General features: G+C 33.0%; 25 protein-coding genes. 13 read left to right on the top strand and 12 right to left on the bottom strand.

All coding sequences use genetic code 11. The features are described 5' to 3' along the window. Positions 1–13: 13 nt before the first annotated feature. The 6 genes from BUB42_RS09490 to metG form a co-directional block, all read right to left on the bottom strand. On the bottom strand, positions 14–637 hold the full coding sequence (locus tag BUB42_RS09490; RefSeq protein ID WP_073019569.1) for a chloramphenicol acetyltransferase: 624 nt from the start codon (positions 635–637) through the stop codon (positions 14–16). A gap of 157 nt (positions 638–794) precedes the next feature. Next, positions 795–2051 carry an OmpA family protein gene (locus BUB42_RS09495; RefSeq protein WP_073019571.1) on the bottom strand — a complete coding sequence of 419 codons (1257 nt, stop codon included), beginning with the start codon at positions 2049–2051 and terminating at the stop codon, positions 795–797. 279 nt (positions 2052–2330) lie between these two features. Further along, entirely contained in the window at positions 2331–3023 is a 693-nt protein-coding gene (locus BUB42_RS09500) for an HAD family hydrolase (protein ID WP_073019573.1), read from the bottom strand. Positions 3024–3044: 21 nt separating this feature from the next. Further along, positions 3045–3935, bottom strand: a complete 891-nt coding sequence (locus BUB42_RS09505; RefSeq protein WP_073019575.1) for a DMT family transporter — start codon at positions 3933–3935, stop codon at positions 3045–3047. Between the two features lie 56 nt (positions 3936–3991). Continuing rightward, positions 3992–4594, bottom strand: a complete 603-nt coding sequence (locus tag BUB42_RS09510) for a transposase (protein ID WP_073019577.1) — start codon at positions 4592–4594, stop codon at positions 3992–3994. A 257-nt stretch (positions 4595–4851) separates the two neighbouring features. Continuing rightward, a complete protein-coding gene (gene metG / locus BUB42_RS09515) occupies positions 4852–6921 on the bottom strand; it encodes a methionine--tRNA ligase (protein ID WP_073019579.1) in 2070 nt (689 codons plus the stop codon). Between the two features lie 1155 nt (positions 6922–8076). On the opposite strand from metG, the gene BUB42_RS09520 reads away from it, so the two are divergent. Genes BUB42_RS09520 through BUB42_RS09525 form a run of 3 tightly spaced genes read left to right on the top strand, consistent with a single transcriptional unit; the run spans position 8077 to position 8921 of the window. Then, complete coding sequence (locus tag BUB42_RS09520; protein WP_073019581.1) at positions 8077–8388, top strand: hypothetical protein; 312 nt, start codon at positions 8077–8079, stop codon at positions 8386–8388. Positions 8389–8407: 19 nt separating this feature from the next. Next, entirely contained in the window at positions 8408–8566 is a 159-nt protein-coding gene (locus BUB42_RS16415) for a hypothetical protein (RefSeq protein WP_170857208.1), read from the top strand. A gap of 49 nt (positions 8567–8615) precedes the next feature. Further along, positions 8616–8921 carry a hypothetical protein gene (locus tag BUB42_RS09525; protein WP_244533914.1) on the top strand — a complete coding sequence of 102 codons (306 nt, stop codon included), beginning with the start codon at positions 8616–8618 and terminating at the stop codon, positions 8919–8921. Positions 8922–9040: 119 nt separating this feature from the next. Here BUB42_RS09525 and BUB42_RS09530 read toward each other — a convergent pair whose 3' ends face one another. From BUB42_RS09530 to BUB42_RS09545, 4 genes are all read right to left on the bottom strand, one after another. Continuing rightward, positions 9041–9619: a hypothetical protein gene (locus BUB42_RS09530; protein ID WP_073019585.1), complete on the bottom strand. Its 579-nt coding sequence runs from the start codon at positions 9617–9619 to the stop codon at positions 9041–9043. Then, entirely contained in the window at positions 9610–10470 is an 861-nt protein-coding gene (locus BUB42_RS09535; protein ID WP_073019587.1) for a hypothetical protein, read from the bottom strand. The genes BUB42_RS09530 and BUB42_RS09535 overlap by 10 nt, the downstream gene beginning before the upstream one ends. Positions 10471–10659: 189 nt before the next feature. Continuing rightward, positions 10660–12441 carry an adenylate/guanylate cyclase domain-containing protein gene (locus tag BUB42_RS09540; RefSeq protein ID WP_244533916.1) on the bottom strand — a complete coding sequence of 594 codons (1782 nt, stop codon included), beginning with the start codon at positions 12439–12441 and terminating at the stop codon, positions 10660–10662. Positions 12442–12485: 44 nt separating this feature from the next. Beyond that, a complete protein-coding gene (locus BUB42_RS09545; RefSeq protein ID WP_073019591.1) occupies positions 12486–12938 on the bottom strand; it encodes a hypothetical protein in 453 nt (150 codons plus the stop codon). 262 nt (positions 12939–13200) lie between these two features. Here BUB42_RS09545 and BUB42_RS09550 point away from each other — a divergent pair, with 262 nt between their 5' ends. From BUB42_RS09550 to BUB42_RS09560, 3 genes are all read left to right on the top strand, one after another. Next, positions 13201–14085: a YitT family protein gene (locus tag BUB42_RS09550; RefSeq protein ID WP_073019593.1), complete on the top strand. Its 885-nt coding sequence runs from the start codon at positions 13201–13203 to the stop codon at positions 14083–14085. Positions 14086–14230: 145 nt separating this feature from the next. Continuing rightward, entirely contained in the window at positions 14231–14410 is a 180-nt protein-coding gene (locus BUB42_RS09555; RefSeq protein WP_073019595.1) for a hypothetical protein, read from the top strand. A 75-nt stretch (positions 14411–14485) separates the two neighbouring features. Beyond that, complete coding sequence (locus BUB42_RS09560) at positions 14486–15025, top strand: DMP19 family protein (RefSeq protein ID WP_073019597.1); 540 nt, start codon at positions 14486–14488, stop codon at positions 15023–15025. Between the two features lie 15 nt (positions 15026–15040). Here BUB42_RS09560 and BUB42_RS09565 read toward each other — a convergent pair whose 3' ends face one another. Both BUB42_RS09565 and BUB42_RS09570 read right to left on the bottom strand, forming a co-directional pair. After that, the gene (locus BUB42_RS09565) at positions 15041–16651 is read right to left on the bottom strand and encodes a DUF1501 domain-containing protein (protein WP_073019599.1); all 1611 of its coding nucleotides are present in this window, start codon (positions 16649–16651) and stop codon (positions 15041–15043) included. 12 nt (positions 16652–16663) lie between these two features. Next, entirely contained in the window at positions 16664–18472 is a 1809-nt protein-coding gene (locus BUB42_RS09570) for a DUF1800 domain-containing protein (protein WP_170857209.1), read from the bottom strand. A 370-nt stretch (positions 18473–18842) separates the two neighbouring features. Here BUB42_RS09570 and serS point away from each other — a divergent pair, with 370 nt between their 5' ends. The 7 genes from serS to BUB42_RS09605 all read left to right on the top strand — a co-directional run bounded on the left by serS (position 18843) and on the right by BUB42_RS09605 (position 25905). Further along, positions 18843–20114: a serine--tRNA ligase gene (gene serS, locus BUB42_RS09575; protein ID WP_073019603.1), complete on the top strand. Its 1272-nt coding sequence runs from the start codon at positions 18843–18845 to the stop codon at positions 20112–20114. Between the two features lie 93 nt (positions 20115–20207). Beyond that, a complete protein-coding gene (locus BUB42_RS09580; protein WP_073019604.1) occupies positions 20208–21986 on the top strand; it encodes a tetratricopeptide repeat protein in 1779 nt (592 codons plus the stop codon). An 81-nt stretch (positions 21987–22067) separates the two neighbouring features. Then, positions 22068–22379, top strand: a complete 312-nt coding sequence (locus BUB42_RS09585; RefSeq protein WP_073019606.1) for a DUF4286 family protein — start codon at positions 22068–22070, stop codon at positions 22377–22379. Positions 22380–22595: 216 nt separating this feature from the next. Then, the gene (locus BUB42_RS09590; protein WP_073019608.1) at positions 22596–23126 is read left to right on the top strand and encodes an ORF6N domain-containing protein; all 531 of its coding nucleotides are present in this window, start codon (positions 22596–22598) and stop codon (positions 23124–23126) included. 57 nt (positions 23127–23183) lie between these two features. Beyond that, entirely contained in the window at positions 23184–23963 is a 780-nt protein-coding gene (gene rsmA, locus BUB42_RS09595) for a 16S rRNA (adenine(1518)-N(6)/adenine(1519)-N(6))-dimethyltransferase RsmA (RefSeq protein WP_073019610.1), read from the top strand. Then, entirely contained in the window at positions 23953–25305 is a 1353-nt protein-coding gene (gene mgtE, locus BUB42_RS09600) for a magnesium transporter (RefSeq protein WP_073019612.1), read from the top strand. Before rsmA ends, mgtE begins: the two co-directional genes overlap by 11 nt. Before the next feature lie 192 nt (positions 25306–25497). Beyond that, positions 25498–25905 carry a hypothetical protein gene (locus BUB42_RS09605; protein WP_073019614.1) on the top strand — a complete coding sequence of 136 codons (408 nt, stop codon included), beginning with the start codon at positions 25498–25500 and terminating at the stop codon, positions 25903–25905. The last annotated feature ends 485 nt before the right edge of the window (positions 25906–26390 follow it).

Genomic DNA, 26390 nt, shown 5'->3' on the forward strand with positions numbered 1-26390 from the left:
TTTAAGTGCAAGCTTATTCATTTAGCAGTCGTTGTAATTCATCAACATATAAGCCCATGTGGTAGCCATCTACTAGACCATGATGAGCAGCGATGGTCATTGAAATCTCTTTTTTAGTTCCAACAGAAATAAGTTTGCCAAAAGATATTTTAGGACAGCTATCTGGAAAGCTAAAACTTCGTGAGTGAGTTAAAGCGGTAAAATTAATCCAAGGTACTGCTGAGAAATGAATCACATTTTTTGGAAATTCCCTAGTAAAAAGTCCAGGTGTTTGCTGGATTCTCTCCATTTCCACCTGAGCCATTATTTTAAAATCTTGAACATCTTCAATGAAATTCATCAGTGAAAATCCAAAGGTTTTATCGGCTCTCATAATAGTTGCTGAGGCGTGAATTTCATCATAGCAATACACTTTTCCGTCTTCTATTCTATATCTAAAATTTTCTACATTATTGATTGCTGAGATGCTTTTGTGCAAATAATAAATGAAAAAAGGAATGCTTAACTGTTTTGCTTTTTCATAAGCCAGTGTCATGTCTATCGTGCAAGTAATGCTGAAAAAAGGGTCTTCAAATTGGGAAAAAAATTCAAAATGTTCTTTTCTATTCCAATTTGCTAAATCTATAATAGTTTTCAAGATGGTAAAATTATTTTTGTCAAAAGTACTTCGATTGTATAAAATCAGTAGCTTTATTTTTTAGAATTTTAGAATTTTTATTTGGCAGAAAAAATAGGGCATAAAAAAAGCCTTAAAGAAAAATTCTTTAAGGCTTTTAAATTATTTGTTTAAAAAATTATTTCACCATGAAAGTAACTCTTCTAACTAATTTTCTTGCAACGTCTGAATCTTTATTTACTGAAGTATCTTCACCTGCAGAAATAATATTCAATCTTGAGTCAGCAATATTAGCTTTAACTAAAGTATTTTTTACGCTAGTAGCTCTTGCGTTAGCTAATTTATCATTGTAAGCTGATCTTCCTAATTCGTCAGCATGACCAATAATATCAACTGATGCAGTTGGATTGTTTCTTAAGTAAGTCAAGATAAAATCGATTCCTTCAGTAGATACGTTAGTTGGAGTAGATTTGTTAAAATCAAAATAAGTACTTACATACCCTTCGTTTATCAAGTTTTTGATTAAAGTACTATTATTTAAAATAGCTGATTTATCAGTATTGTTACCGTAAGTTTTAAGCAAATAGCTTTCTAATTCGTCAGGAACGTTATTGTTATTTATGTCAATTGATTTACCTTTTGAATCAACCATTACACCACCAATAGTGTTAGGCTCCTGGTCTAGGTAATCAGCAACTCCGTCTTTGTCAGTATCTAACATTGAAGTTTCGATATCGGCAATACGTTTTCTTAAGTTGTCGATTTCACTATAGTTGTCTACTACCCAGTCAGCATGTTTTTCGTTTTTACCTAAGTAAACAGTTAAACCTACTGTACCATTAAAAAGTACTCCTCCAAATCCTGGTGTTCCCGCTACACTTGCACCATCAAAAGTGCGATTTTGTTTAGCATTAAGAATTGTTGTGAAATCCCCAGTTAAAGCAACTCTATCAGTTAATTTGATTTGACCTGTTAAACCAGCCATAAAGTTACCCATTCTATCTGTTCCTGTAACATTTTCAGATTCTCCAAAACCTAAACCAACACCTGCATGACCTAATAATCCAATTGTGTTAGTCCAAGTTTCAAAACTCATTATTCTTCCTAAGTTAGCAACTGCTTGTAAATTTGCTCTGTAATATTTTGAGTCAAATCCTACTGAGTTTTCTCCTTCTTTGAAGCTATTGTATCCAAAATCAGCTTTTAAACCAAATTTGTTATTAAACATGTATCTAACTCCAAGATCAGCTACATAAGCACTTGCAACTGCAGTTCGGTAACCAGCAGTCAACGGTCTCATAGGTTTATTTAAACCACCAGCCAACTCGACAGACCATTTATTATATTTAACCGCTGAATTCGTATCCGTTGCAGTTTGAGCATTTACAGTTGAAGCAGACGCTACTAAAACTAATGCACACATTAAATTTTTCATTTTTCTAATTTTTAATTTTGTGCAAAAGTAAAACATATTATTAGATAAGAAATTTCAATCGGTTAATTATATAAAAGATAACTTTTATTTTACAAAAAATGTTTGTGGGTTTGCTATTTTATGCCATTATGAGCATGATTTTTGCAAAAAAGAAGAAAATATAAAAAATATTTGTGATTTTTTTTTTCAAATAAAATTAGATTTTTAGCGTTTGCTGGAGTGAAAATGTACTTTTGGTTAAAATAACATTCATTTCGAACTCTCGAGTAGGTCGAAAAATTACTTTTTTAGCACTTCTAAAACATCAATAATCTTTTCAAATGAGCTAAAATTTTTATGTATTACTTTATGATTAATTTTTTCATGTGCCCATGTAGTATGAAAAGGGATGTGAACCGCATAACCACCAATAGCCAAAACTGGTAACACATCCGATTTTAAAGAGTTTCCAATCATAAAAAATTCCGATGGTTGGATTTCAAGTCTTTGTAATAAGTCACAATAATCAATTTCTTGCTTGTCTGACATTACTTCGATGTGGTGAAAATAATGACCCAATCCAGAATTGTGAAGTTTTCTCCGTTGGTCTAGTAAATCGCCTTTGGTGGCAACCACTAATTTATATTTTCCATGCAAAGCTTTCAAAGTTTCTTCGACCCCATTTAATAACACAATAGGTTTTTCCAGCAATTCTTTACCGTATTCAATAATTTTCTCAATAATTTCTACAGGAAGTGTGTTATTAGAAATGGTCATTGCAGCTTCAATCATCGAAAGTATATATCCTTTTATTCCGTAGCCATATAATTTTAAATTGTCTATTTCGACCTTAAATAGTTCTTTTGAAATTCCTTGATGCGATAAATAATCTTCCATTAAACCACAGAATTTCTTTTCAGTTTCATCAAAGTATGTTTCATTGATAAATAAGGTATCGTCAGCATCGAAAGCAATTACTTTTAGATTTTTCATATATTTTTTTTAATTTGAATCCTATTTATTTTTCACTCGCAGTTTAATTATCGAAAGCGTTTTGGTGTAAAATGTAATTCGAATACCTAAAAGTAAAATAAAACCACCAACAATCATATTTACAGTAATTTGTTCATTTAAAAAAAGCCAAGCTAGAATTGATGTTAATATAGCTTGCGCCAATAAACTAAGCGAAACCCGAGTAGGTTTCATGTGTTGGGTAGCATAACTGATGGAGAGCCAAGCCGCTAATTGACATACAACAGCTTGAATCAATAAAACAAACCAGCCCATATTTGAGAAACCAAAGAAAGGCTCGTGTACTACTATACAAATTATTCCTAAATAGACAGTTGATGCCAGCAAGCTAATGGTCATAAAAGAAAGCACATCAATATGAGAAAGTGCTTTTTTACTAACTAGTAAATAAATCGAGTAAAATATTCCAGACAATACTGCCAAAAGAAAAGCGGTATCAAAATTTAATTCGAGAAAAAACTTAAAACCCACCAGCATTGCCATTCCAAACAATGCGACAACGGTTCCGATCCAAAAATTGGTGGCTGGTTTATTCTTGAGAAAAACAAAAGAAATAATGCCAACCCATAAAGGCGATAAATTAGTAAGTAAAGAAGCTTGTGTCGCACTTGAAGTTTGAATCGCGATGTTCCAAACTGCAACATCTGATGAAAACAAAATACCGCAAAGAACAGCTAAAAGTAAAACATTGGTTTTCGGTAATTTAAATTTTTTGGTAATTAAAACATAGGGTAAAAGCAACGCTACCGCAATTGCCATTCTATAAAACGCCGAGATTAAGCCACCAGTTAGATTCAGTTTAACCAATATTGGGAAAATAGAAATGCAGAGGATCCCGAATGCTAGAGCTAATCTGGGTTTTGTGTTAATCATTGTTGATGTTGGTTATAAACAATTTTCATTTTCAGATAGCTTTGTTTTTTTATTATTTAATTGTAAAATTTGTCCTCTTTCCATCTGGCTACATTGTTTTCTATATAATTTTGAATTCTTTCAAACGAAGCCGAATCGCGAATTATATTATCGTGAAATCGTTCTTGCCATTCAAAATTTGTGTTCAAGTAATGACTGTTTTTTGTTACCACTGATTTATAGGAACGTAGGATGGTAGAAATTGTTCCGCGTTTTGGTGAAATTTTTGACATTTTGTCGTTTTTAATCCCGTTTTCAGTAGAGACGTTGCATTGCAACGTCTCTACGACAATATCTGCAACAATATCTACAACAATATTATCAACAATATTTTTTTTGTCAATAATCAATATTCCGTGAACATGATTAGGCATTACCTGACAATTTCCTAGTTCAACAAATGGAAAATGTTTCGGAATTTCTGACCAAAATTGATTGGCTAAGACACCAATTTCATTAAGTTGCATTTCATTTTCATTATTTATCGACACAATTTCACCAAAAAAATGTTCACGGTTTTTAGTACATACTGTTATAAAATAAGCGCCGTTTTTCCCATAATCCCAATTTTTTAACCGGCTAGAAGAAACACGATATTTGTTTTGGAATTTGTTAATCATATTATGTTGGTTATTAATGTAGAGACGTTGCATTGCAACGTCTGTTTTTTAATCATGTTGGTAATTAATGTAAAGACGTTGCATTGCAACGTCTGCCGTGTTTTTACACATACGAATATAAGAAATTTTCATATCTTTTTTTATAAAACACCTTTGCATTGTAAAATATAGATGTTGAATTTGCCATGTCTGATTTTTAATCAAAACAAAAGAGACGTTGCATTGCAACGTCTCTACCGAATATAATATAAAAATCTTTAATTTATAGTCTCTCCATTCGCAGCTTCAGCGTCTGGATTTACAAACACCAATTTTCCTTCTGCATTTGTTGTCATCAAAATCATTCCTTGACTTTCCACTCCACGAAGGTTTCTTGGTGCCAAATTCACTAACACAGTCACTTTTTTTCCAATAATATCTTCTGGTTTAAAGCTCTCTGCAATTCCCGACACAATCGTGCGAACGTCAATTCCCGTATCTACTTTTAGAATCAAAAGCTTGTTGGCTTTCGGCATTTTTGATGCCTCAAGGATTGTCCCCACACGCAAATCCATTTTAGCAAAATCATCAAATTGAATCGCTTCTTTTTGAGACTCTACTACTTTGTTTTCTGCCTTATTAGCTGTTTTGGTGGCCTCTAACTTATCTATTTGTTTTTGAATTTCTTCGTCTTCAATTTTAGCAAAAAGTAATTCTCCCGAAACATCGGGATCTCCTATTTGGTGTCCAGCCGGAATCAAATCTGAAGATTCTGAAATGGTAGCCCAAGACAATGGAGATGCTATTTTTAAAATTCGAGATAATTTGATAGCTGTAAAAGGCAAAAACGGTTCACAAAGCGAACTCAAAGCTGCTGCAATTTGAAGTGCAACGTACATTTGTGTTTGCACACGTTCTGGATTGTCTTTAATCACTTTCCATGGCTCTTCATCAGCTAAATATTTGTTTCCAAGACGAGCCACATTCATTAGTTCTCCTAATGCTTCTCTAAATCTGTAGCGTTCAAGCGAACTCGAAATCACCGCTGGATACGCTTTCAATTCGGTTACAGTCGCTTGATCAACCTCAGATAACTCTTGTGGCGCAGGAACAACTCCACTGTAATATTTGTTAGTCAATACCACCACACGGTTAATGAAGTTACCATAAATCGCCACCAATTCATTGTTATTTCTTGCTTGAAAATCTTTCCAAGTAAAGTCATTATCCTTAGTTTCTGGCGCGTTTGATGTCAATGCATAACGCAAAACATCTTGCTGATTTGGAAAATCTTCTAAATATTCATGCAACCAAACCGCCCAGTTTTTAGACGTAGATAATTTGTTTCCCTCTAAGTTTAAGAACTCATTTGCGGGAACATTATCTGGTAAAATATAACTTCCTTCGGCTTTTAGCATTGCTGGGAAAATGACACAGTGAAAAACGATATTATCTTTTCCTATAAAGTGAACCAGCTTCGTGTCTTGATCTTTCCAGTACGGTTCCCAATCTTTTCCTTCGCGCAAAGCCCATTCTTTAGTAGAGGAGATGTAACCAATTGGCGCATCAAACCAAACATATAATTTCTTCCCTTCGGCGCCTTCGACTGGGACATCAATTCCCCAATCCAAGTCACGCGTTACGGCACGAGGTTCTAATCCGCCATCAATCCACGATTTTACTTGACCGTAAACATTAGGTTTCCAGTCATTTTTATGACCTACAAGAATCCATTCTTTCAAGAAATCTTCGTAACGATCCAAAGGCAAAAACCAGTGTTTCGTTGATTTCATAATTGGTGTCTCTCCAGTAATTGTAGATTTTGGGTTGATTAAATCAGTAGCATTCAAAGTCGATCCACATTTTTCGCATTGATCTCCATAAGCTTCCTCGTTACCGCATTTTGGGCAAGTACCTATTACAAAACGATCTGCTAAGAATTGATCTGCTTTTGCATCATATAATTGCTCCGTTACTTGTTCAATAAAATCACCTTTCTCATATAAAGTTCTAAAAAACTCCGAAGCCGTATCGTGGTGAATTTTGGCCGAAGTTCTAGAATAATTATCAAATGAGATTCCAAAATCAGAGAACGATTTCCGTATAATTCCATCGTATTTATCGATAACTTGCTGTGGTGTAATGCCTTCTTTTTTGGCTTTCATTGATATGGCAACACCGTGTTCATCGCTTCCGCAAACAAACAAAACATCTCTACCTTGCAAACGCAAGTAACGGGAATAAATATCGGAAGGCACGTAAACACCCGCCAAATGGCCAATGTGAATAGGTCCGTTAGTATAAGGCAATGCCGCTGTAATGGTATATCTTTTTGGATTGTTTGTCATAAAATTATTTTTGGGTTTTGAAATTAATTCAAAACGAGGTGCAAAAATAAGAAATAGAATTTTTATTTTGAGCTATTTCCCGCTATCCGTTACAATCTTTTCTTTTTTAAAGAAAAAAAGAAAAGGATTTCCACTGCTATCGCGGCTAGGCATTTGGGATTTTCATCCTATTTGTCATTCCGAAGGAAGCTCAACGCTATGTCTTTTACTTTGTCATTCCGAAGGAATCTCAACACTATTGAGTTAGTATCAAAGGGTGAGACGCTTCCAGCGTGACAAACTAAACTGGAAAACTATAGTAATAAAATTATTTCATCCTTTTGTCATTCCGAAGGAATCTCAACACTATTGAGTTAGTATCAAAGGGTGAGACGCTTCCAGCGTGACAAACTAAACTGATGAGAAACCAAGTTATAGTTTGCTTTTACTTTGTCATTCCGAAGGAATCTCAACACTATTGAGTTAGTATAAAAATTGAGACGCTTCCAGCGTGACAAACTAAACTGATGAGAAACCAAGTTATAGTTTGCTTTTACTTTGTTATTTCGAAGGAATCTCAACGCTATTGAGTTAGCATCAAAAATTGAGACGCTTCCAGCGTGACAAACTAAACTGGAAAACTATAGTAATAAAATTATTTCATCCTTTTGTCATTCCGAAGGAATCTCAACGCTATTGATTTAGATCAACGATTGAGACGCTTCCAGCGTGACAAACTAAACTGGAAAACTATAGTAATAAAATTATTTCATCCTTTTGTCATTCCGAAGGAATCTCAACACTATTGAGTTAGTATCAAAAATTGAGACGCTTCCAGCGTGACAAACTAAACTGATGAGAAATCAAGTTATAGTTTGCTTTTACTTTGTCATTCCGAAGGAATCTCAACACTATTGAGTTAGTAACAAGAATTGAGACGCTTCCAGCGTGACAAACTAGACTAATGAGAAACCAAGTTATAGTTTGTCTTTTACTTTGTCATTCCAAAGGAATCTCACCCTTAAAAACAGATAATTTCCGTAACTTTGAATTTAAATAATTAAATCTACAAAACTGCCTGTTAGTCTTTGTATAGCCCCAATTTAAATTTTTTTGTTTTAAGTAATCTACCTGTAAGACAAATTACTTTAAAAGATAATTAAGAGTAAAACTTCAATGAGTAAATCGTATATAAAATGTTCAGAATGTGGCACTGTAAATTACAACAACGAATATTGTAGCAATTGTAATGCGTTACTAGATATTGCATTAAAGCGTCGAATTGAAAGTGAAAATAAAATTCAGCAAAAAATAGAACAAGAAAGAAGCAATGAACCTAATAAAGCTGAAGTCTTTTTAAAAAATGGACTAAAACACTCGAACGTTATAATTCGATTTTTTTTTAAAGCAGGTTATGCCGTTTGGTTGTTTTTTGCTGTAATTATTGGGGGAATTATCGCTGCTGTTACCGCAGCCGCAGCTGGATAAATCAAGTAAATTAAGGAATATGAAAATACAAAATCAGAGCAAAAGTGATTTAGAAAGAAACGCAAATAGAACGATAATTTCGATAAATAAAGTAATTCAAACATTGACTTCGTCATGGAGTATCGGAGCAATTATAACAGCAGTTTCGGCTTGGACAGCGGGAATATTATATGTTTAGAAAATCAATTTATATAGGAATGTTTGGAATAGCGCTGTTAATTTACATAATGCAGCGATTACACTTTCCATTACCAGCTGTAATCAATAACTATGTTAATGATTTGTTATGTCTGCCGCTGTTGCTTGCTGCTATGGAATTTATAATAAAGCGACTCAAAAAAGATAAATATTTTAAGTTCCCAGTAGGTTTCGTAATTTTTTTAGCAAGTTATTATTCTATTTATTTTGAATATTACCTTCCTACAGTTAATCCAAGATATACTGCAGACTGGATTGATGTGATTTTATATTTTGCTGGTGGTTTAACTTTTTACTTTAGTGAAAAACATAAAAAGGCAAGAATTTGTCGATAGTAGTTTTTAAAAGCAATTTAGACCTGTAAGCGTTTTAAACAGATTCTAATTAAAATATTAAGAAATTTAAAGGAGACCATGCAAACTAAAATTTCCTTAAACACAAAAAAGTAAAAATCCTATTTGGTGGTTGCCATTACTTCAATTTGATATACATATTTTAAATAAAGAAAGAAAAAGGCCAGCGAAAGAAACAATATGGCAAGTCCTATTACACCCGTATTTATTTTAAGACCAGTTTGTGAAATCTCAATATTAGTGTTTTCAGCTTCTATTGTAGTTATCTCTGATTTTGGTTTTAAAACATTAGCTTTTACCTGAATTTCCAAGAGTTGAAACTGTTTGTAGGAAAGCACAAGACCCATTCCTACAATAAACATTACTATTATAAAAATAAAAATACTACTGTAAAATTGCCATGTAAAACAACGGTTTTGATGCATTGCTGTAAAATCAAATTGTTTTAATTGCCTGTCAAGTTGTAGGGAGTCGTAAGCATTATTGCCTAAAGTAAATTTCTGTTGGTCATCTTGAACTAATTTCGTGTTATGGGCTTCATTTTTTGATAAAGAATCCAGCGAGGCACTAAATTCATTAACTAAATCATTAGTAGTTTTTTCTTTTTGAGCATATAAAACAACTGAACTCAAAATCAATAACAAAATAATAATATAGCTGTGTAATGATTTTATTTCCATAATTCTGGGTATTTTATTTTAAGGAATTCGATGAATTTTATTCGCAAATCAATTTTTTTATCAATTGATGCATTAGCGAGTTTTTCTTTTTCAAGTTTTAAATAATTAGCAACTATATCTCCTTTTGGATAATAACGTTTGATCACAAGAGCAGCTTGATCAGAGATCCAAGAAAGTAAATTATCTGCTAACATATTTTTACTAGTGATCGATTTGTTAGTATTTGTAAATAATTTCGAAGGAAATTCTAGCATCATAATTTGCATTTTTAGATGAATTGGTGATGCAAATGACTGCATGCTAAAAACAATTTTTCCTGTTTTTATCCTTGCTGCTACTTTGGGATACTGTTTGAGCAGTAATGTATCTTCTTTGTAAAAAGCTAATCCAAAATCAGTAAAAGGATATCCTTTAAATATTGAATATTCTTTCAAGATAGTATCGCTATTAGAATCAACAAAAATAATAATTGGAGCTTTACTATTTAATTTTGGTATTTCAAAAAGTGTCCAATGATAATCTATCCAACTCTCATTTTTTGCGGAGTTCAAATAGGTTTCTATTTCTAAAGAATCAGGGATAATTCCTAACTCTAACTGATCAAATACTTTTCTGTATAGGACTTGGCGAAAAAAAAATTCTTTAAGTGTTTGGTAATTTTCAAGTAATTGATGTAATTCATTTTGCTGATTTTTCTTTTCGGATGATAGCTTATTGATTTTAGAGTAGAGCTGCTCATAGGGTTCAATAGCCTGAATGCTATCAAAAAGATTAATCATCTCTTTTTGTTCATGTTGCGAAAAAGTGATAAATGATGTTAGTAAAAACGGGATAAAAACACGTAATTTCATAATATTTAGTTTAAAAAATAAAATCTTCGCGGTAATACTCTACTGTGCAAACAGTGTGATCATTTAATTCGAAATAAAACGGATTATAAAATTTGGGAAATGTGCTTTTACTTTTTTTATTCTCAATGATCTGTTCAGTAAGTTTTAAATTTATTAATAATTTTAGAATTGAGAATTCTTACCTTGCCATTACATTAGGTTTTCAACAAAATACATTTTCATCATTCCTTTATTTTTTACTTCGATTTCACCGCGATATGTGCAAGAAAATTGGTTTTTTACTAATTGATATGTATTTTCAGAAATGTTTATTTTTCCTGTTTCAGAATTCGATTCCATTCGGGAGGCTATATTAACAGTGTCGCCCCAAATATCGTAAGCAAACTTTTTTGTACCTACTATCCCTGCGACTATAGAGCCAGAATTTACTCCTATTCTAATCTTAAAGTTAATTTGATTGTCAAGTAACCTACTTTTTGATTTTTCGACAAAATCGATAATTTCTACGGCCGCCAGGATTATTTGATAAGCATGATCTTCAGTTTTGAAAGGAATTCCGCCAGCACACATGTAAGAGTCGCCAATAGTTTTAATTTTTTCTAAATCATATTTTTCAATTATCTCATCAAATTTTGAAAAATAATAATCTATGCTTTCTACCAATTGTTCTGGAGACAAATTTTCAGAATAATTTGTAAAACCTTCAAAGTCAGTAAACAAAACGGTAACTAATTCATATTTTTTAGCTAAAACTTTTCCGTTTTCTTTAAGTTCTACCGCAGTTTCCGCAGGGAGAATATTAAGCAACAAGCTGTTAGAAAGGTTTTTTTCTTTTTCAATTATTTTATTTGTTTTGTTAATAAAAACATAGCGTCTGTATAGGCCAATAACAAGTAATAGCGTTAAAAAAAGAAAAATCAATGATGAAATTATAATGATTTTTTGATTTGTTTTTTGCTGATTAAGTAGGTTTACTTCTATTTGCTTTTGTGAAATTTCATAATTTGTTCTAGTGTCTGCTATTTTTTGAACAATTTCTATACTTTTTAAACTGTCTTTATAAATAATATGTTTTTTATAAAATTGTAAAGCCTTTTCATAATTTCCAGATTTTTGATATAGCTCTGCTAACTTTTCATTTGAAATACTTATTTGTTTTTTGAGTCCATGTTTGATAGCCAATTTTAAGCTTTGACTTGCATATTTTAGTGCTTTTTTCGTGTTATTTCGATTAGTATAGATATCAGACATGTAGGTAAGGTAGTCTGAAATAGCATAATAGTCTTTATTTTTTTCTAGAATGTTAATAGCGTTATTAATATAAATCATTGCTTTTTCATCCTCGCCAGTTTCTGCATAAAGCATCCCGATGTTTCCTATATTATAGGCAGTGCCTATTTCGTAATTTACTTTTTCGAATAAAACTCCAGATTCCCTATAATAGGCCAGCGCATTTTTGAAATTACGACTATTAGCGTATTCTTCTCCTGCATTTAATAATGCTGTGGCCAACGAAATTGTGTCGGCAGTTCTACGTAGGATTGTGATTGCCTTTTCGTAGTAAATTCGAGCATTAATTGGATTACCGATGTCAGAGTACACATCAGCAATGGACATAGTAGCAGATCCTTGTCCGGCATCGAAATCTATTTTAACTGCTGCAGCATTACTTTTAAAAAAGGCATCTAAAGCTTTATTTAAATCACCCAATAGTCTGAAAGCATTACCTTGCTGAAGGTATCCTCTATGTAAATAAATATAATTTTTATCTTTTTTTGATAATTTGATTAGCTCATTAGCATAATTCAATGACAACTTTATATCGTTTATTTCATTAAACGATAGGTTCCTAAGCACTTCCATTTTTTCTGTACCAGAAAAATTGTTCGCTTCGTAAATGATTTTTAGACTATCGGCGACCTGTTGATTCTGAGCATTGCTTTGATAAAATTGCATACATAAGATTGCCAAAAAGGAATGTTTAATCAGGATTAAAAGTTGCCTTTTTTTATTCATTAAGTATTTGCCTTAAGTTTAGGGTCTACCAAGAATTCTTTCCGCTCTTTTTTATGATAAATGCTAAAGTTAATTTTGTAAATATTTTGTGTATCGACGATTTCTTGTTGATCTTTAACAGTTGCTACCACTTTACTGTGGTTCCCTCCGGTGCCATAAATTTTTTCATCGTCTTCTAAAAAGTAGATGTCTGCAGGATCATTGAGGTCAAAATCGTAAACAATTCGATCTATCGCAACATCGTAATCTTTGTTTGAAGATGCCCCAACCCATTCCACGCTTTTTGATAGATAAACATTGGATAGAAAATCTTGAACCTTTCCATTATCTGTTTTACCATCATTGTCGTCTGTCATTGTACAATAAGAATCAATATCATCTTGATTGTAATTTTTCATATGATAAAGCTTTTCTGCATCAACAGTTAGCACTATCTGCACATTTTTTTTCATAATCTATTTTTTTTAAAGTTTAAAGTGAGTGTTTCAATATAATTATAGTTGTGTAACAATTTGATTTTTAGTATATTGCATCTGAGGTACTCAAAGTTAATAATAATGTTTTAATGACACTGTAATTTTGAAAATTTAAATGTGAAAAAGTATAAAAAATCAGAATTTAGCCAAAAAAACGAACTTATATTTCTTTATTTTGACTCAAATTTCATTTGTGGTCAAGGTTTGTAAAACTTTTAATGTAAAATAAAATGCAATTATGAGACATTTGAAAAGTGTTAACTGGAAAGAAATCTTTCAGCCTAAAAACATTACTTTGAACCTAGTTGGTGTTGCTTTTATAACTCTAGCTTTAAAAGGGTTTATGATGCCTAATAAATTTTTAGATGGCGGTGTGACTGGTATTTCCATTTTACTTCATGAAATCTCGCACATTCCTTTTGGGATTTTAGTACTAGTACTTAACATTCCTTTTTTATACATCGGAAAAAAAATTTTAGGTAATACCTTTGCTGTACAAAGCTTATTCACTTTTATTTTAATTGCCGCAAGCATGACTTTCATTCAAGTTGATGCTGTGACTTCAGATCGTCTTTTGATCGCGTTATTTGGAGGCTGTTTAATCGGTGTTGGAATGGGACTTTGCATTCGCAGTGGTTCTGTTGCAGATGGGATAGAAATTCTCGCTTTATTAACCACGCGAAAAATTGGTTTAAATGTATCAGAAGTAATTTTTGGTATTAACAGTGCCGTTTTTTTAGCTGCTGCTTGGTTTTTTGGTATAAGTACTGCTTTGTATTCCATTGTAACTTACTTCTCGGCTGTTAAAGCACTTGATTATGTTACAAATGGATTTGAACATTACACATCACTGCATATAATCTCCGCAAAGAGTGAAGAAATCAAATTTTTAATTTCGAATAAATTTCGCAAAGGAATTACCATAATAAAAGGCGAGCGCGGTTTTTTGCCTGATAGTTTCGATCAAAAACAAGATTGTGATATTATTGTTACTATAGTTACTCGCTTGGAAATACTCCGAATTAAAGAGAAAATTACCGAGATAGACAGCGAGGCTTTTATGTTTATTCAGTACACAAAAGACGCTAGTGGTGGAATACTTCGAAATAAAAACAAACATTAAATCTCTATCACCATTTTTTTAGCGCATTAATACCGTAATAAACTAATGCATTTTAAATAAAAGAAATTGACAATCAATCTTTATGTACTCAATACAATGATGAGTTTCATTAAATTTGTAAACAAAATGTATCAAAATTTTAATTATGCCCAAAGGACCTGAAAAAAACACCAAAAACAAGGCGTTGCACACCAAATTGGTCAATCGTAAAAAGGCTAAACTGCAAGACGAGAAAAAAGAAAAAGCATTGCGTTTGAAAACTTTGGTTACAAGAATGAATCAGAAAAAAAGTAGTGATGATTCGAATAATCTTCCTAATCTCTAAAATCGGTGTTTAAAAACATTTTTATCCCTCAATATTTTACACGAAATTTGCCCAAATACCCTAAATTAAACTAAAATGGAATTCGGTCGAATCATAATTTCAGAAACCGCTGCCGCTAGCGGAAACCCACAAGATATTATAAACTCAAATATTTCGGTGATTAATTTAATGCGTGAGGAAAAAATTGATGATGATTTGATTCACGAAGATGCATTGATGAGTTATTATTTGGATTATTACACTTCTCAATATACCGAAGGTAATTTTGCACAATTTGTTTACAATTCTAGATGGGATACGGAATTAAACGAACTAATTGAAGAAGGTTTAACTTTGCTGGGTGCCGAAAAACATTTGGAATTATTTCAACAACAATGCAAGAAAGTTAAATTAATGAGCTCTGTGAAACGAGATAAATTCTTCAAAGGGAAATTGGAAGGCGTAAATCCAATTCGGGATGCAATGAATAACGATGCTTTTTATGAAATTGAAGAAAACCTGATACAACTTAACGCTGATTTCTTAAAATCACATCCAGATCTAGAAGTACTTTCGGTTGATGATATGTTTGCGGCTGTAGAAGAATTTGTGGGTCACGAAATAAAAAGGGAATAAAACATTTTTTTATTTTTATCTAGAAACAATGACCTTTTTGTGAAATTTATAGTTGTTAAACTCTATTTCTAAAATGTAAATTCCAGGTGTGATAATTGTATCAGGAGAAAACTTTAAAAGATTTCCGTTTACTCTATAGGCTTTGTTAAAGAGTTGTGTTCCCTGAATAGAATATAAGCGCGCGTTTACATACCCATTTAAACTATCATTAAAGGTAATGGTAATCGTGTTCTCCGTAACCGGATTGGGATAAACGGAGAAAAAGGCATGGTTTTCAAAAGAATCGTTGCCCACAGTACTAGTTTTGAATAGCGCCACTTTTGCAAAAGTTCCTCCTAAAACATCTGTAGTTTGAGATTCACTCATGCATAACCAATCTTGCATGATGGAAGAATAAATTTGTCTAAAATCGAATTGCATCGCTACTTGGTCAGACACGGTTGCGTTCAAAGGTAAGTTTGGCGAGCTTCCTATCATTCCAGAAACAGGATTTTGGGCATTGATAGAACTAATTCCCGTATTCAATGCAGCTCCAAACACAATTACTGGTGCTCCAGATCCATGATCGGTGCCTAAACTTCCGTTGCTTTTAATTCGGCGACCAAATTCACTAAAAGTCATTCCGGTTACCAAATTAGATTTTCCCATAAGCTCTAAATCTTGTTGAAAGGCACTTATTGCCTTAGATAAAATACTTAAATTAGCAGCATGAGCGCCTTGTGTTTTGTCTGTAATGTTTACTTGACCGCTATGCAAGTCAGAAGTATTAGGGTGATTGACAATGTAAATAGGGGTTTGCAGTCCTCCGTTTATTAACTTGGCAACAATTTTTAACTGGTCTCCTAATTTATTCAAACTTGGATAGGTAGTTGTTTGTGTTTGTGCGGTGTTATAGGCTTTCTGAATTGCTGTTCGATACACATTACTCTGGTCTTTCATTAAACGCAAAAAGGTGAGCTCAGTTCCATAATCAGAATTTGGAGCTGGATCTGTAATTTGATTAATTACATTCAAAAGGGCATTTGGATCTGGGGCATTATAACCCATATTAATATTGGGTCCTTGCAAGGAAAATGGCAATGTAGAACCTATTTGAATCGCTAATGGATCAGGCATTTCTGTCGTTGGATAATCGTTAGGAAAATTAGGGTATATTGTATCCAGAGATCTACCAAGCCAGCCACTATCTAAGGTTTGATTACTGCCAGAAGCGGTAAACCAAATATCAGTTGCTCTAAAATGACTAAAACTTGGATTGGGATAGGAGACCCCTTGAATGATCATTAATTTGCCATTATCATGTAAATTTTTTAATTCACTCATGGCGGGATGTATCCCAGTTGTGTCGTTATTAGCCAATGGCAAAACGGCGTTCTGATTCATTAAAATATTAGCGCGAGCATTGTTTAAATTAGTCCATTTATCTAACGGAAAAACAGTATTTAATCCATCGTTTCCACCATTCATTTGAATGATAACTAATATTTTTCCGCAATTTACTGCAGCATTTGCCAATATGTCTAACGCATTGCTTTCAATAGAAGAGGAAGCCATAACCGGAATGCCATTTAAAGCTAATGGGATCGTGACTAAAGCACTTGTTTTTATAAAATTTCTTCTTTTCATTTCTTCAAAAGGTTACATGAGTTGGTATTCGGCAAGTTGGGTAAGAGTTACAAGTAAGGATTTCAGCCTTGTTTTTACGCTATTTTTGTTGGTGGTATTGGAAGTGTCACTAAGATAAAGCGACCATGCTGAGGTCCAATAATTATTTGTCGTTTGATTAGAGAGCAAAGTTTGTGTTTTTATCTCGTTTCTTTGAATAGCGCTGAGGTCTATCGGCAATAAAAACGTTACACATTCAGCTACCAATAAATCAGGATTTAAACAAATTGGAGGGTCAAATTGTTGAATGAAGGCAATTAAATCAACTTCGATACGAGTCGTTAATCCGTTGTAAACAAGATTGTAACCGCTAAAAATTTTATTTAAGAAATCAAATCTTTTTTGGGTGGTACTAGAGTTTATCCAATATTCATGAAAGGAAGGATTTTGATAAAATGCAACCCATCCCGAGACGTTCGGTATTTTCCCCATCGTTTGTTCTAACCCGCTTAAAATAGTATTGTTGTAATAGTTCCAAACTCGATATTGCGCTTCATGATTTGCAGGGTTAGCAACATTATAATTCAGGTTAAAAGTTCGTAAACTACCAATTACCAAGTCAAAAGGGGATTTGATATAAACGCCTCTATTTGCCATGTCAAAAAAATGTTGACTTTTAAAAAGTTGGTTTAACACCGGTGCTATTTCCCAATTGTTAGCTACAAATGTTTGGGCAAGTGGCGTAATTATAGTAGATTCTATCGTAGCATCAATATCATAATAAACAAAATAACGATATAAACGACGGCAAATGTATTCTGATACTACCTGTGATTTCGAGAAAATCATCGTAATAAAAGCGTCTAATTCTGATGCTCCAGCATTGTTGATTATGGTATTATTGAAGAATGATGAAAATTGTTTGTTGCTTGTATCATGAAGGCTTGAATCAAAATTGGTAATTGGGTTAACAGTATTTAAATTGACAACTCTCCATCCTGACAATACTTTAGCAGCTTGAATTACATCAACTTCTGTAAACTGGCTTAATGGGTCTTTTCCTAACGTAAAAAGCTCCATTATTTCACGTGCAAAATTCTCATCAGGAGATGTTTTAGTATTTGCTTGATTGTTCAAATAATACATCATAGCGGGCTGCGTTGCCATTTTTCTAATAATAGTTTTGAAATTTCCAAGAGGATTGTCCCGAAACATCTTCAAATAGGTGTGTAAAATTCGGCAAGAATTGGTTCCAGCAAACGAAAATGGGGAGGTGCGGACAGTTTCAAAATCAACAGGAATAAAATGATACCAAAACCAAGTCATTTTCTCCTTAATGGTGAGGTCTTGGTTACAAGCCAAACCAAAATTCCATTGCGAGAGGGAATCATTTCTTCTTGAATTAGTGGTATTTGCGCCCGAAGGCAAAGGGTCATTTGTCCAATCAGCTCCGTAAGCTAAGTTGTTTTCATCAGGGGAATAATTATTATAAGAGTTTACTGGAGGTGAAGGTGGAGTTGTGTTTACGTTTAGTATGGCATTGACTGCATTATTCATACTTGTGGCAAGCAAGGAATCAACATCGGCTTTTTTAAACCCATAACCAGTTCGCCGCAATAAATGCAACACTTCCGTTTTTCCCCAAGTGCCAGTGTAGGGATTCAAGCCACTGCTAACTGGAACAACTCTATCTGTAAAGCTAGAATTTTTAGTGTTTGTATTGCTTTGATACTTTCTTCCATTAAATATTTTTCTGGAATATTTTTCAAATAAAGGATCCTTGGAATCCTGATTTATTTTAAATTTATTCAATACCAACTTAAATAAATTCCTACGATTCATAATGTTACCCATATAGATTTCTACATTTGATGTTTATAATTCGCCTAAAAGCCTTAAAATGTTAATCTTAACATAAAACTTAATCAAAAATATGTTTTTTTATAATACCTCCAACGTATTAATTGTTGGGTAGTTACATTCTAATATTTAATTGTTTTTTATGATTACGGGAAACATAAACACGTGGAAATAAAATTTTACACAATTCTTTGGTAGTGTAATTTTTGCAAAGCCGCTGCTGTCATAAAAAAGTGCAATAGGTTGCAAGAAGTATATTCTCTTTTTCCTCAAAACTTTGTCTAATAAGTCTCAAACATTTCCTTAAATTTGCTTCCATTATTATAAAAGGCAGCGCAAAAAAAATCAAGCTATGTTACAAATCGCATTTATTAGAGAAAATCAGGAAAAAGTAATCAATGCTTTGGCAAAAAGGAATATGGATGCCAAAGGTATTGTTCAAGAAGTGGTACAACTAGATGAAAAACGTCGCGCTACGCAAGTGCAGCTAGATGGAATTTTATCGGAATCTAATAAATTATCCAAAGATATTGGTGAATTAATGAAAAGTGGTGAGAAATCCAAAGCCGCAATTTTAAAAGAAAAAACAGTTTTATTAAAAGACAAAAGCAAAAAATTATCAGAAACTGCTGATATTCTTGCCGCAGATCTTTTAGAGAAATTATATACATTGCCCAATCTTCCTGCAGATATTGTGCCTGTTGGAAAAACACCGGAGGAAAACTTAAACGTTTTTCAGGAAGGCGATATTCCGGTTTTACATGAAGGTGCGCAGCCGCACTGGGAATTAGTAAAAAAATACGATATTATCGATTTTGAATTAGGTGTAAAAATCGCTGGCGCAGGATTTCCAGTTTATAAAGGTAAAGGTGCCAAATTGCAACGTGCCTTAATCAATTATTTCTTGGACAAAAATACCGCAGCAGGTTACAATGAAGTACAAGTGCCACACATGGTAAACGAAGCTTCGGCTTATGGAACGGGACAATTGCCAGATAAAGAAGGACAAATGTACCATGACAAAACCGATGATTTGTACTTAATTCCAACGGCTGAGGTTCCGGTAACCAATTTGTTTCGGGATGTCATCTTGAACGAAAATGAATTACCCGTTTTAACTACGGCTTACACGCCATGTTTCCGTCGTGAGGCAGGCTCTTACGGTGCACATGTACGCGGATTAAATCGTTTGCATCAATTTGACAAAGTAGAAATTGTTCGTGTGGAACATCCTGATAAATCTTATGAAGCGTTGGATGGAATGGTAGAACATGTTAAATCTATTCTGCAAGAATTGAAGTTACCATATAGAATCTTGCGTCTTTGTGGCGGAGATATGGGATTCACAGCTTCTTTAACTTATGATTTTGAAGTGTTTTCAACAGCCCAAGATCGTTGGTTAGAAATCAGTTCTGTTTCAAATTTTGAAACTTTTCAAGCCAATCGTTTGAAATTGCGTTTCAAGGATAAAGACGGAAAAAATCAATTGGCACACACTTTGAACGGAAGTGCTTTGGCATTGCCAAGAGTTTTGGCTGGAATTTTAGAAAATTATCAAACTCCGGAAGGAATTGTAATCCCGGAGGTTTTGCGTCCGTATTGCGGATTTGATATTATTGATTAACTAGTTTTTAGTTTTCAGTTCTCAGTGTTCGGTTCGCTTTTTGGAAAACACACTTTTTGAATTACTGAACACCGAATACCGAACACTTATTATATGAAGCACTTTTTTCTCTATATCACTTTATTATTTTCGCTTTTTGCGTTCGCACAAAATGAACAATTAGCGCAATATTATTATGAAAAAGGCGATTTTGAAAAAGCCCGAATTGGTTATGAAGAATTATTAAAGAGTATTCCACAAAACTCGCAGTATTTTTTAAAAACTATTGACTGTTATCAGCAACTAAAGCAATTTGATATTGCCGAAAAAGCGATCCAACAGCGATTAGACAAATACAAACAAGGGAATCTTGTTGTGGAATTAGGCTATAATTATCAGTTACAAAAAAACGATCTAAAAGCTAAAAATTTATACGATCAAGCATTAGAACGGATTAAGAATAATCCAAACGAAGTTTATGCAATTGCGAATTCTTTCGAAAAAAAAGTTCTTTTAGAGTATGCATTAAAGTCTTACCAAAGTGCAGTTGAATTAGATCCCAATTTTAATTTCAATTACCAAATGGCGTTGCTTTACGGTCAAGTTGGTAATGTAGATATGATGATTACTGTTTTTTTAGATGAATCAGTTGAAAATCCGCAAAATTCAGTGATGATCCAGAATCAGCTGCTGCGGTTTATGGATGATGATAGCGGTGTTAGTTTCAACGAACAATTGCGCAAAGCGCTGGTTTTAAGAACGCAAAAGACTCAAGATATTTATTGGAATCGCTTTTTGAGTTGGTTTTATGTACAGCAAAAAGAATTTGAAAAAGCTTTTATTCAAGAGAAAGCAATATATAAACGAAATCCCGAATCGTTTTCTGCGATTTTAAATTTGGGGCAATTGGCCATTGAAGAAGATAACCAAGAAGCTGCCAAAGAAATTTTAGGTTTTATATTGGAAAATAGTAAGGATTTACAATTGCTTATTCAAGCAAATGCCTATTTAGTGGAAATCAAAATTGAAAAAGCATCCGAAAAAGATTTTGCAGCAATAAACGAGGAACTTACCACGCTTTTGAAAGAATTTGAGATTAGTCCTTTTACGTTATCTTTGCAGCTAATTCAGGCACATTTTGTTGCTTTTAAATTAAAAAAGCCAGAGGAAGGAAAAGCAATAGTAAAAAAAGCGTTAGAGCTTCAGTTGAATGAATATGATTTGGCTACAGCCAAAATGGAACTTGCGGATATATTGCTTTATGAGGAGAAGTTCAATCAAGCTTTATTGTATTATTCTCAAATTGAAGTGGATTTGAAAAATGATGTTTTAGCGCATGAGGCGACATTGAAAGCGGCAAAAACAAGTTATTTTAAAACTGATTTTGAATATGCGTTGAAACAATTCAAAGAGTTAAAATCAGCAAATACACAATTGATTGCTAATGACGCATTAGAATATTTTTTATTAATAAATGATAATACAGTTGCCGATTCGACGCAAACTGCATTAAAACAATTTGCTAAAGGCGATTATTTGCTGTATCAAAACAGAAACGAGGAGGCTGTGACGCAATTTCAACTCATTTTAAAAACGCATAAAGGAGAAGAAATTGAAGCAGTGACATTGTTGCGACTCGGCACTATTTATGAAAAGTTAACCGATTATAATTTGGCTTTAAGCCAATATCAAGCAATTATTGAACAACATAGTGACGGGATTTATATAGATGAAGCCTTATATTTTTCAGCAGAAATTTACAATAAACGGTTGCAAGAACCAGAAAAAGCAAAGCCTTTGTATGAAAAAATCATTTTCAATCATCAGGATAGCATCCATTTTGTCGAGGCTAGAAAAAAATTCAGACAATTAAGAGGCGATACAAATTTATAAAAATAGTTTAAATGGTTATTTGTTTAATCGGTTAGACAAGTAACAGCTTAAACAAATAACCGAATAATCAACTTTACAAAAATGATTATATATAACGTTACCACAAACATACACGAAAGTGTGCACGATCATTGGATGATTTGGATGCAACACAAGCACATTCCAGAAATTTTAGCAACAGGTAAATTTTCATCGGCGCGATTAGTGCGCGTTTTAATCGAGGAGGAAATGGGTGGAGTTACTTATTCAGTCCAGTACACAACAGATAGTAAAGAAACTTTAGAAAAATATTACCAAGAGGATGCGCCAGGTTTTAGAGAAGAGGGATTAAAATTATTTGGAGATAAAATGCTCGCTTTTAGAACGGAATTAGAATTAATCGCTGATTATTAAACAGATGAAAGTCAATTTTCAAACAAATAATAAACACCTCAGAGAGCACTTTCTAATAAAAGAATATATCGAGAGACATTGTAAATAATTTAAATGTAGCAAAATTACAGTATATTAATTTTCGATTTTTTGTACAAATATTGTAAATTACGTTGAAGTGCTATTGGAGGTCGCAAATTGCGACCTCCAATATAACAAACATAAAAATCTTATCTTATGAATAATAAACTTTCTGTAATTCCAGATGATATTGTCATCAGTAAGATTTATTTCATTAGAAATCAAAAAGTAATGCTTGATCGTGATTTAGCAGCGCTTTATGGTGTTGAAACTAAAAGGTTAAAGGAACAGGTTAAAAGAAATTTAGACAGATTTCCAGAGGACTTTATGTTTGAATTGACAAATATGGAATTTGAAAATTGGAGGTCACAAATAGAGATGTCAAATGCCGTCAAGATGGGTTTGCGTTATGCACCAATGGCTTTTACAGAACATGGAGTACTGATGTTATCGAGTGTTTTAAACAGTGGAAAAGCAATTCAAGCTAATATTCAGATAATGAGGATATTTACTAAAACAAGACAGTTGCTATCTGATAATTCTGATTTGCGTATAGAATTTGAAATCATGAAAAAGAAAATTGAAAATCAAGGTAAGAATATAGAACTCGTGTTTCAATATGTTGATGAATTAATGGAAAAGAAAGAAATTATTCCAGAACGAGAAAAGATAGGTTATAAAAAATAGTCCAACGACTTAGATAAAATAAAAAAACTTCTTGCCGTGTTGGCAAAATACAATAAAATGGAAAAAGTAACAGCTAAAAAACACCTCGGACAACACTTTTTAAAGGATGAAAGCATTGCAAAAGATATTGCCGACACTCTAAATTTAGAAGGATACGATGATGTCCTAGAAATTGGACCAGGAATGGGTGTCTTGACTAAGTATTTATTGGATAAACCGGTGAATACCTACGTTATTGAAATAGACACAGAATCGGTAACGTATTTAGATCAAAATTATCCAAAATTAAAGGATAAAATTATTTCTAAAGATTTCTTGAAGTACAACATCAACGAGATTTTTGAAGGAAAGCAATTTGCAATAATTGGTAATTTTCCTTATAATATTTCAACCCAAATCGTTTTTCGAACATTAGAATACCGCCATCAAATTCCTGAATTTGCAGGGATGTTTCAAAAAGAAGTTGCACAACGTATTTGTGAAAAAAAAGGAACTAAAGCTTACGGGATTCTTTCGGTTCTAGTGCAAGCTTTTTATGATGCCGAATATTTATTTACGGTTGATGAAAATGTATTTATTCCACCTCCAAAAGTAAAATCGGGAGTTTTACGTTTGCGCAGAAAGCAAGATTATAGTTTGCCATGCGGTGAAAAATTATTTTTTACAGTAGTTAAAACTGCTTTTCAGCAGCGACGAAAGACGCTAAGAAATAGTTTAAAAACCTTAAATTTGTCAGATGCTTTAAGAGAAGATGAAGTCTTCAATCTTAGACCAGAGCAATTAAATGTAGAACAGTTCATAGAACTTACTCAAAAAATAGAAGCCGATGGAATTTAAAATCAGCAAAGGATTAATTCAGGAATTAGAGCTACTCATTCTCAATAAAAACGACCAGCAATTGGAACTTTTATTGAATGACTTGCATCATGCTGATATTGCTGAAATTCTTGATGAGCTTGATTTTAATGAAGCAACCTATATTTTCAAAGTTTTAGATAGTGAAAAGACGGCTGAAATTCTTCTTGAATTAGAGGACGATTTGCGTGAAAATATATTAAGCAGGCTTTCGCCAAAAGAAATCGCTGAGGAGTTAGACGAACTAGAAACTAATGATGCGGCCGATATTATTGCGGAACTTTCGCAAGACTTGAAAGCCGAAGTAATATCAGAACTGCAGGACGTTGAACACGCAAAGGATATTGTTGATTTGCTGCGTTATGACGAAGACACAGCGGGTGGATTGATGCACAAGGAATTGGTTAAAGTCAATGAAAATTGGAACGTTCTCACTTGCGTAAAAGAAATGCGACTTCAAGCTGAAAACATTTCTAGAGTTCATTCTATTTATGTGGTGGATGATGAAGACCGCTTGAAAGGCCGTTTATCACTGAAAGATTTATTGACTACCTCTTCTAGAACAGCGGTCAGTGATGTTTATATTCGAAAACTAAATTTTGTAGAAGTCGACACTGAAGATGTTGAGGTTGCTAGAATCATGCAACGATACGATCTAGAGGCCATTCCAGTAGTAGACGAATTAGGTAGATTAGTAGGTCGAATCACCATTGATGACATTGTTGATGTAATCAAGGACGAAGCCGATGAGGATTACCAGTTAGCGGCAGGTATCTCGCAGGACGTTGAAGCTGATGACAGTATATTTGAACATACAAAAGCAAGATTACCTTGGTTGGTTTTGGCACTGTTGGGCGGTTTTATTTCAGTAAAAGTGCTTGGGTTATTTGAAGGTGCAATGCTGCAGCATGGCAATCTGTTCTTTTTTACGCCGCTTATTGCTGCCATGGCTGGAAATGTTGGCGTGCAATCCTCAGCAATTATTGTACAAGGTTTGGCAAACAATACATTGAGCGGATCATTGTTTAGCAGATTAGTTAAAGAAGTTTCATTAAGTTTATTAAACGGAGTTATTCTAGCCACGATCTTATTTCTTGGTAGCCATTTCCTATTAGATGTTGAGGTTATTATTGGCGTAATTGTTACCACAGCATTGATCTCAGTAATTATTATTGCGTCATTGATTGGAACTTTTATTCCATTGTTGTTGGATAAATTTGGTATTGATCCAGCGCTGGCCACCGGTCCATTTATTACAACTAGTAATGATATATGTGGAATTCTAATTTATTTTTCTATTGCTAAGATAATTTTAGGGTTTTAAGTTAAAACCAAAAACTAAATTTTATAATGTAAAACACACTGTATCAGTTACGATCTTATAGGTTTATTATTCAAAATGCTTAATAGATAATAGTTACCTGCAAGTAACCCAAACTTTGTTAAAAAGAACGTGCATGCTAAGTAAAAATTTTTATCTTTGCGACCAATTTTTAACAATAATTAACTAAAACAAATGAAATTTTTTTTAAAATCAGTAGTAGCTGTAGCTTTAATTCTATCATTAAATTCGTGTTCTAAAGATGACGATGAAAGTACAGATTCTAAAACAAACGCAAAAATTACGGTAACTGACGCAAACGGACCAGTTTCAGGAATGGTGGTTTACGTATATGATCAAAGTACATGGGGAGTTATTGGAGACGAACCTAATTTTGCGAATGGTCAAGTATCAACTGATAAGCAGGGTATTGCTACCTTTTCAAATTTAGAATATACAAATATCTTTAATGAGATTAATAATAATCAAAATAACATGAGGTTTTCTGCCCACTATTCGTTAAAAGGGGTGAAAAAAACGAAAGTTATAACTATTACATTTAATAAGGGCGAAAGTAAAACTGGAGCATTACTTTTAAATTAATTAAAAAAGGACAAGAACAATCTTGTCCTTTTTTTGTCCATAAGTAACACACGCTAAGTGCCATTTCTAAATTTCTTCTAGCCAGAAAATTTCTTTTAGTGAAAACATTTTGCTTGCCGAAAGTTCTCAATCCGCATTCATTAGTCACAGAATGTAAAGCATAGACGATAATTAATGACCTCAAAGTAATTTGCGAACTGCCTTTTAAAATGGTCCCACAAACGGAGTTACTCTATAAACTCAATAAAATGTAGTTTATTAAACTATTTTAAACCTTAATTTTTCTTGATTCCTTAGTGTTTTACGTAATCTTTTTAATTTTTTAAAAACCTCGATCTATTTAAGTATTGAAGTCCTATGTATTAGTTGCTGATTTTAACTATTTTTGGAAACTAAACAACTGATACTCCATAATTCAATTTATTAATTCTTGAGAAACAGTCTGGAAAAAAACGAAACAGCTAACACATCCTTCTCGGCTTATT

It is taken from the genome of Flavobacterium micromati (assembly GCF_900129585.1).
Classification (GTDB): domain Bacteria; phylum Bacteroidota; class Bacteroidia; order Flavobacteriales; family Flavobacteriaceae; genus Flavobacterium; species Flavobacterium micromati.

Bases quoted from the DNA above. Each gene is read 5' to 3' on its own strand.
- BUB42_RS09565 (WP_073019599.1), bottom strand. From the start codon at position 16,651: ATGAAAAGAAGAAATTTTATAAAAACAAGTGCTTTAGTCACGATCCCA.
- BUB42_RS09580 (WP_073019604.1), top strand. From the start codon at position 20,208: ATGAAGCACTTTTTTCTCTATATCACTTTATTATTTTCGCTTTTTGCG.
- BUB42_RS09500 (WP_073019573.1), bottom strand. From the start codon at position 3,023: ATGAAAAATCTAAAAGTAATTGCTTTCGATGCTGACGATACCTTATTT.
- BUB42_RS16415 (WP_170857208.1), top strand. From the start codon at position 8,408: ATGAAAATACAAAATCAGAGCAAAAGTGATTTAGAAAGAAACGCAAAT.
- BUB42_RS09510 (WP_073019577.1), bottom strand. From the start codon at position 4,594: ATGATTAACAAATTCCAAAACAAATATCGTGTTTCTTCTAGCCGGTTA.
- BUB42_RS09505 (WP_073019575.1), bottom strand. From the start codon at position 3,935: ATGATTAACACAAAACCCAGATTAGCTCTAGCATTCGGGATCCTCTGC.
- serS (WP_073019603.1), top strand. From the start codon at position 18,843: ATGTTACAAATCGCATTTATTAGAGAAAATCAGGAAAAAGTAATCAAT.
- BUB42_RS09525 (WP_244533914.1), top strand. From the start codon at position 8,616: ATGCAGCGATTACACTTTCCATTACCAGCTGTAATCAATAACTATGTT.
- rsmA (WP_073019610.1), top strand. From the start codon at position 23,184: ATGGAAAAAGTAACAGCTAAAAAACACCTCGGACAACACTTTTTAAAG.
- metG (WP_073019579.1), bottom strand. From the start codon at position 6,921: ATGACAAACAATCCAAAAAGATATACCATTACAGCGGCATTGCCTTAT.
- BUB42_RS09495 (WP_073019571.1), bottom strand. From the start codon at position 2,051: ATGAAAAATTTAATGTGTGCATTAGTTTTAGTAGCGTCTGCTTCAACT.
- BUB42_RS09560 (WP_073019597.1), top strand. From the start codon at position 14,486: ATGGAATTCGGTCGAATCATAATTTCAGAAACCGCTGCCGCTAGCGGA.
- BUB42_RS09535 (WP_073019587.1), bottom strand. From the start codon at position 10,470: ATGAAATTACGTGTTTTTATCCCGTTTTTACTAACATCATTTATCACT.
- BUB42_RS09605 (WP_073019614.1), top strand. From the start codon at position 25,498: ATGAAATTTTTTTTAAAATCAGTAGTAGCTGTAGCTTTAATTCTATCA.
- BUB42_RS09550 (WP_073019593.1), top strand. From the start codon at position 13,201: ATGAGACATTTGAAAAGTGTTAACTGGAAAGAAATCTTTCAGCCTAAA.
- BUB42_RS09555 (WP_073019595.1), top strand. From the start codon at position 14,231: ATGCCCAAAGGACCTGAAAAAAACACCAAAAACAAGGCGTTGCACACC.
- BUB42_RS09530 (WP_073019585.1), bottom strand. From the start codon at position 9,619: ATGGAAATAAAATCATTACACAGCTATATTATTATTTTGTTATTGATT.
- mgtE (WP_073019612.1), top strand. From the start codon at position 23,953: ATGGAATTTAAAATCAGCAAAGGATTAATTCAGGAATTAGAGCTACTC.
- BUB42_RS09570 (WP_170857209.1), bottom strand. From the start codon at position 18,472: ATGAATCGTAGGAATTTATTTAAGTTGGTATTGAATAAATTTAAAATA.
- BUB42_RS09545 (WP_073019591.1), bottom strand. From the start codon at position 12,938: ATGAAAAAAAATGTGCAGATAGTGCTAACTGTTGATGCAGAAAAGCTT.
- BUB42_RS09520 (WP_073019581.1), top strand. From the start codon at position 8,077: ATGAGTAAATCGTATATAAAATGTTCAGAATGTGGCACTGTAAATTAC.
- BUB42_RS09585 (WP_073019606.1), top strand. From the start codon at position 22,068: ATGATTATATATAACGTTACCACAAACATACACGAAAGTGTGCACGAT.
- BUB42_RS09590 (WP_073019608.1), top strand. From the start codon at position 22,596: ATGAATAATAAACTTTCTGTAATTCCAGATGATATTGTCATCAGTAAG.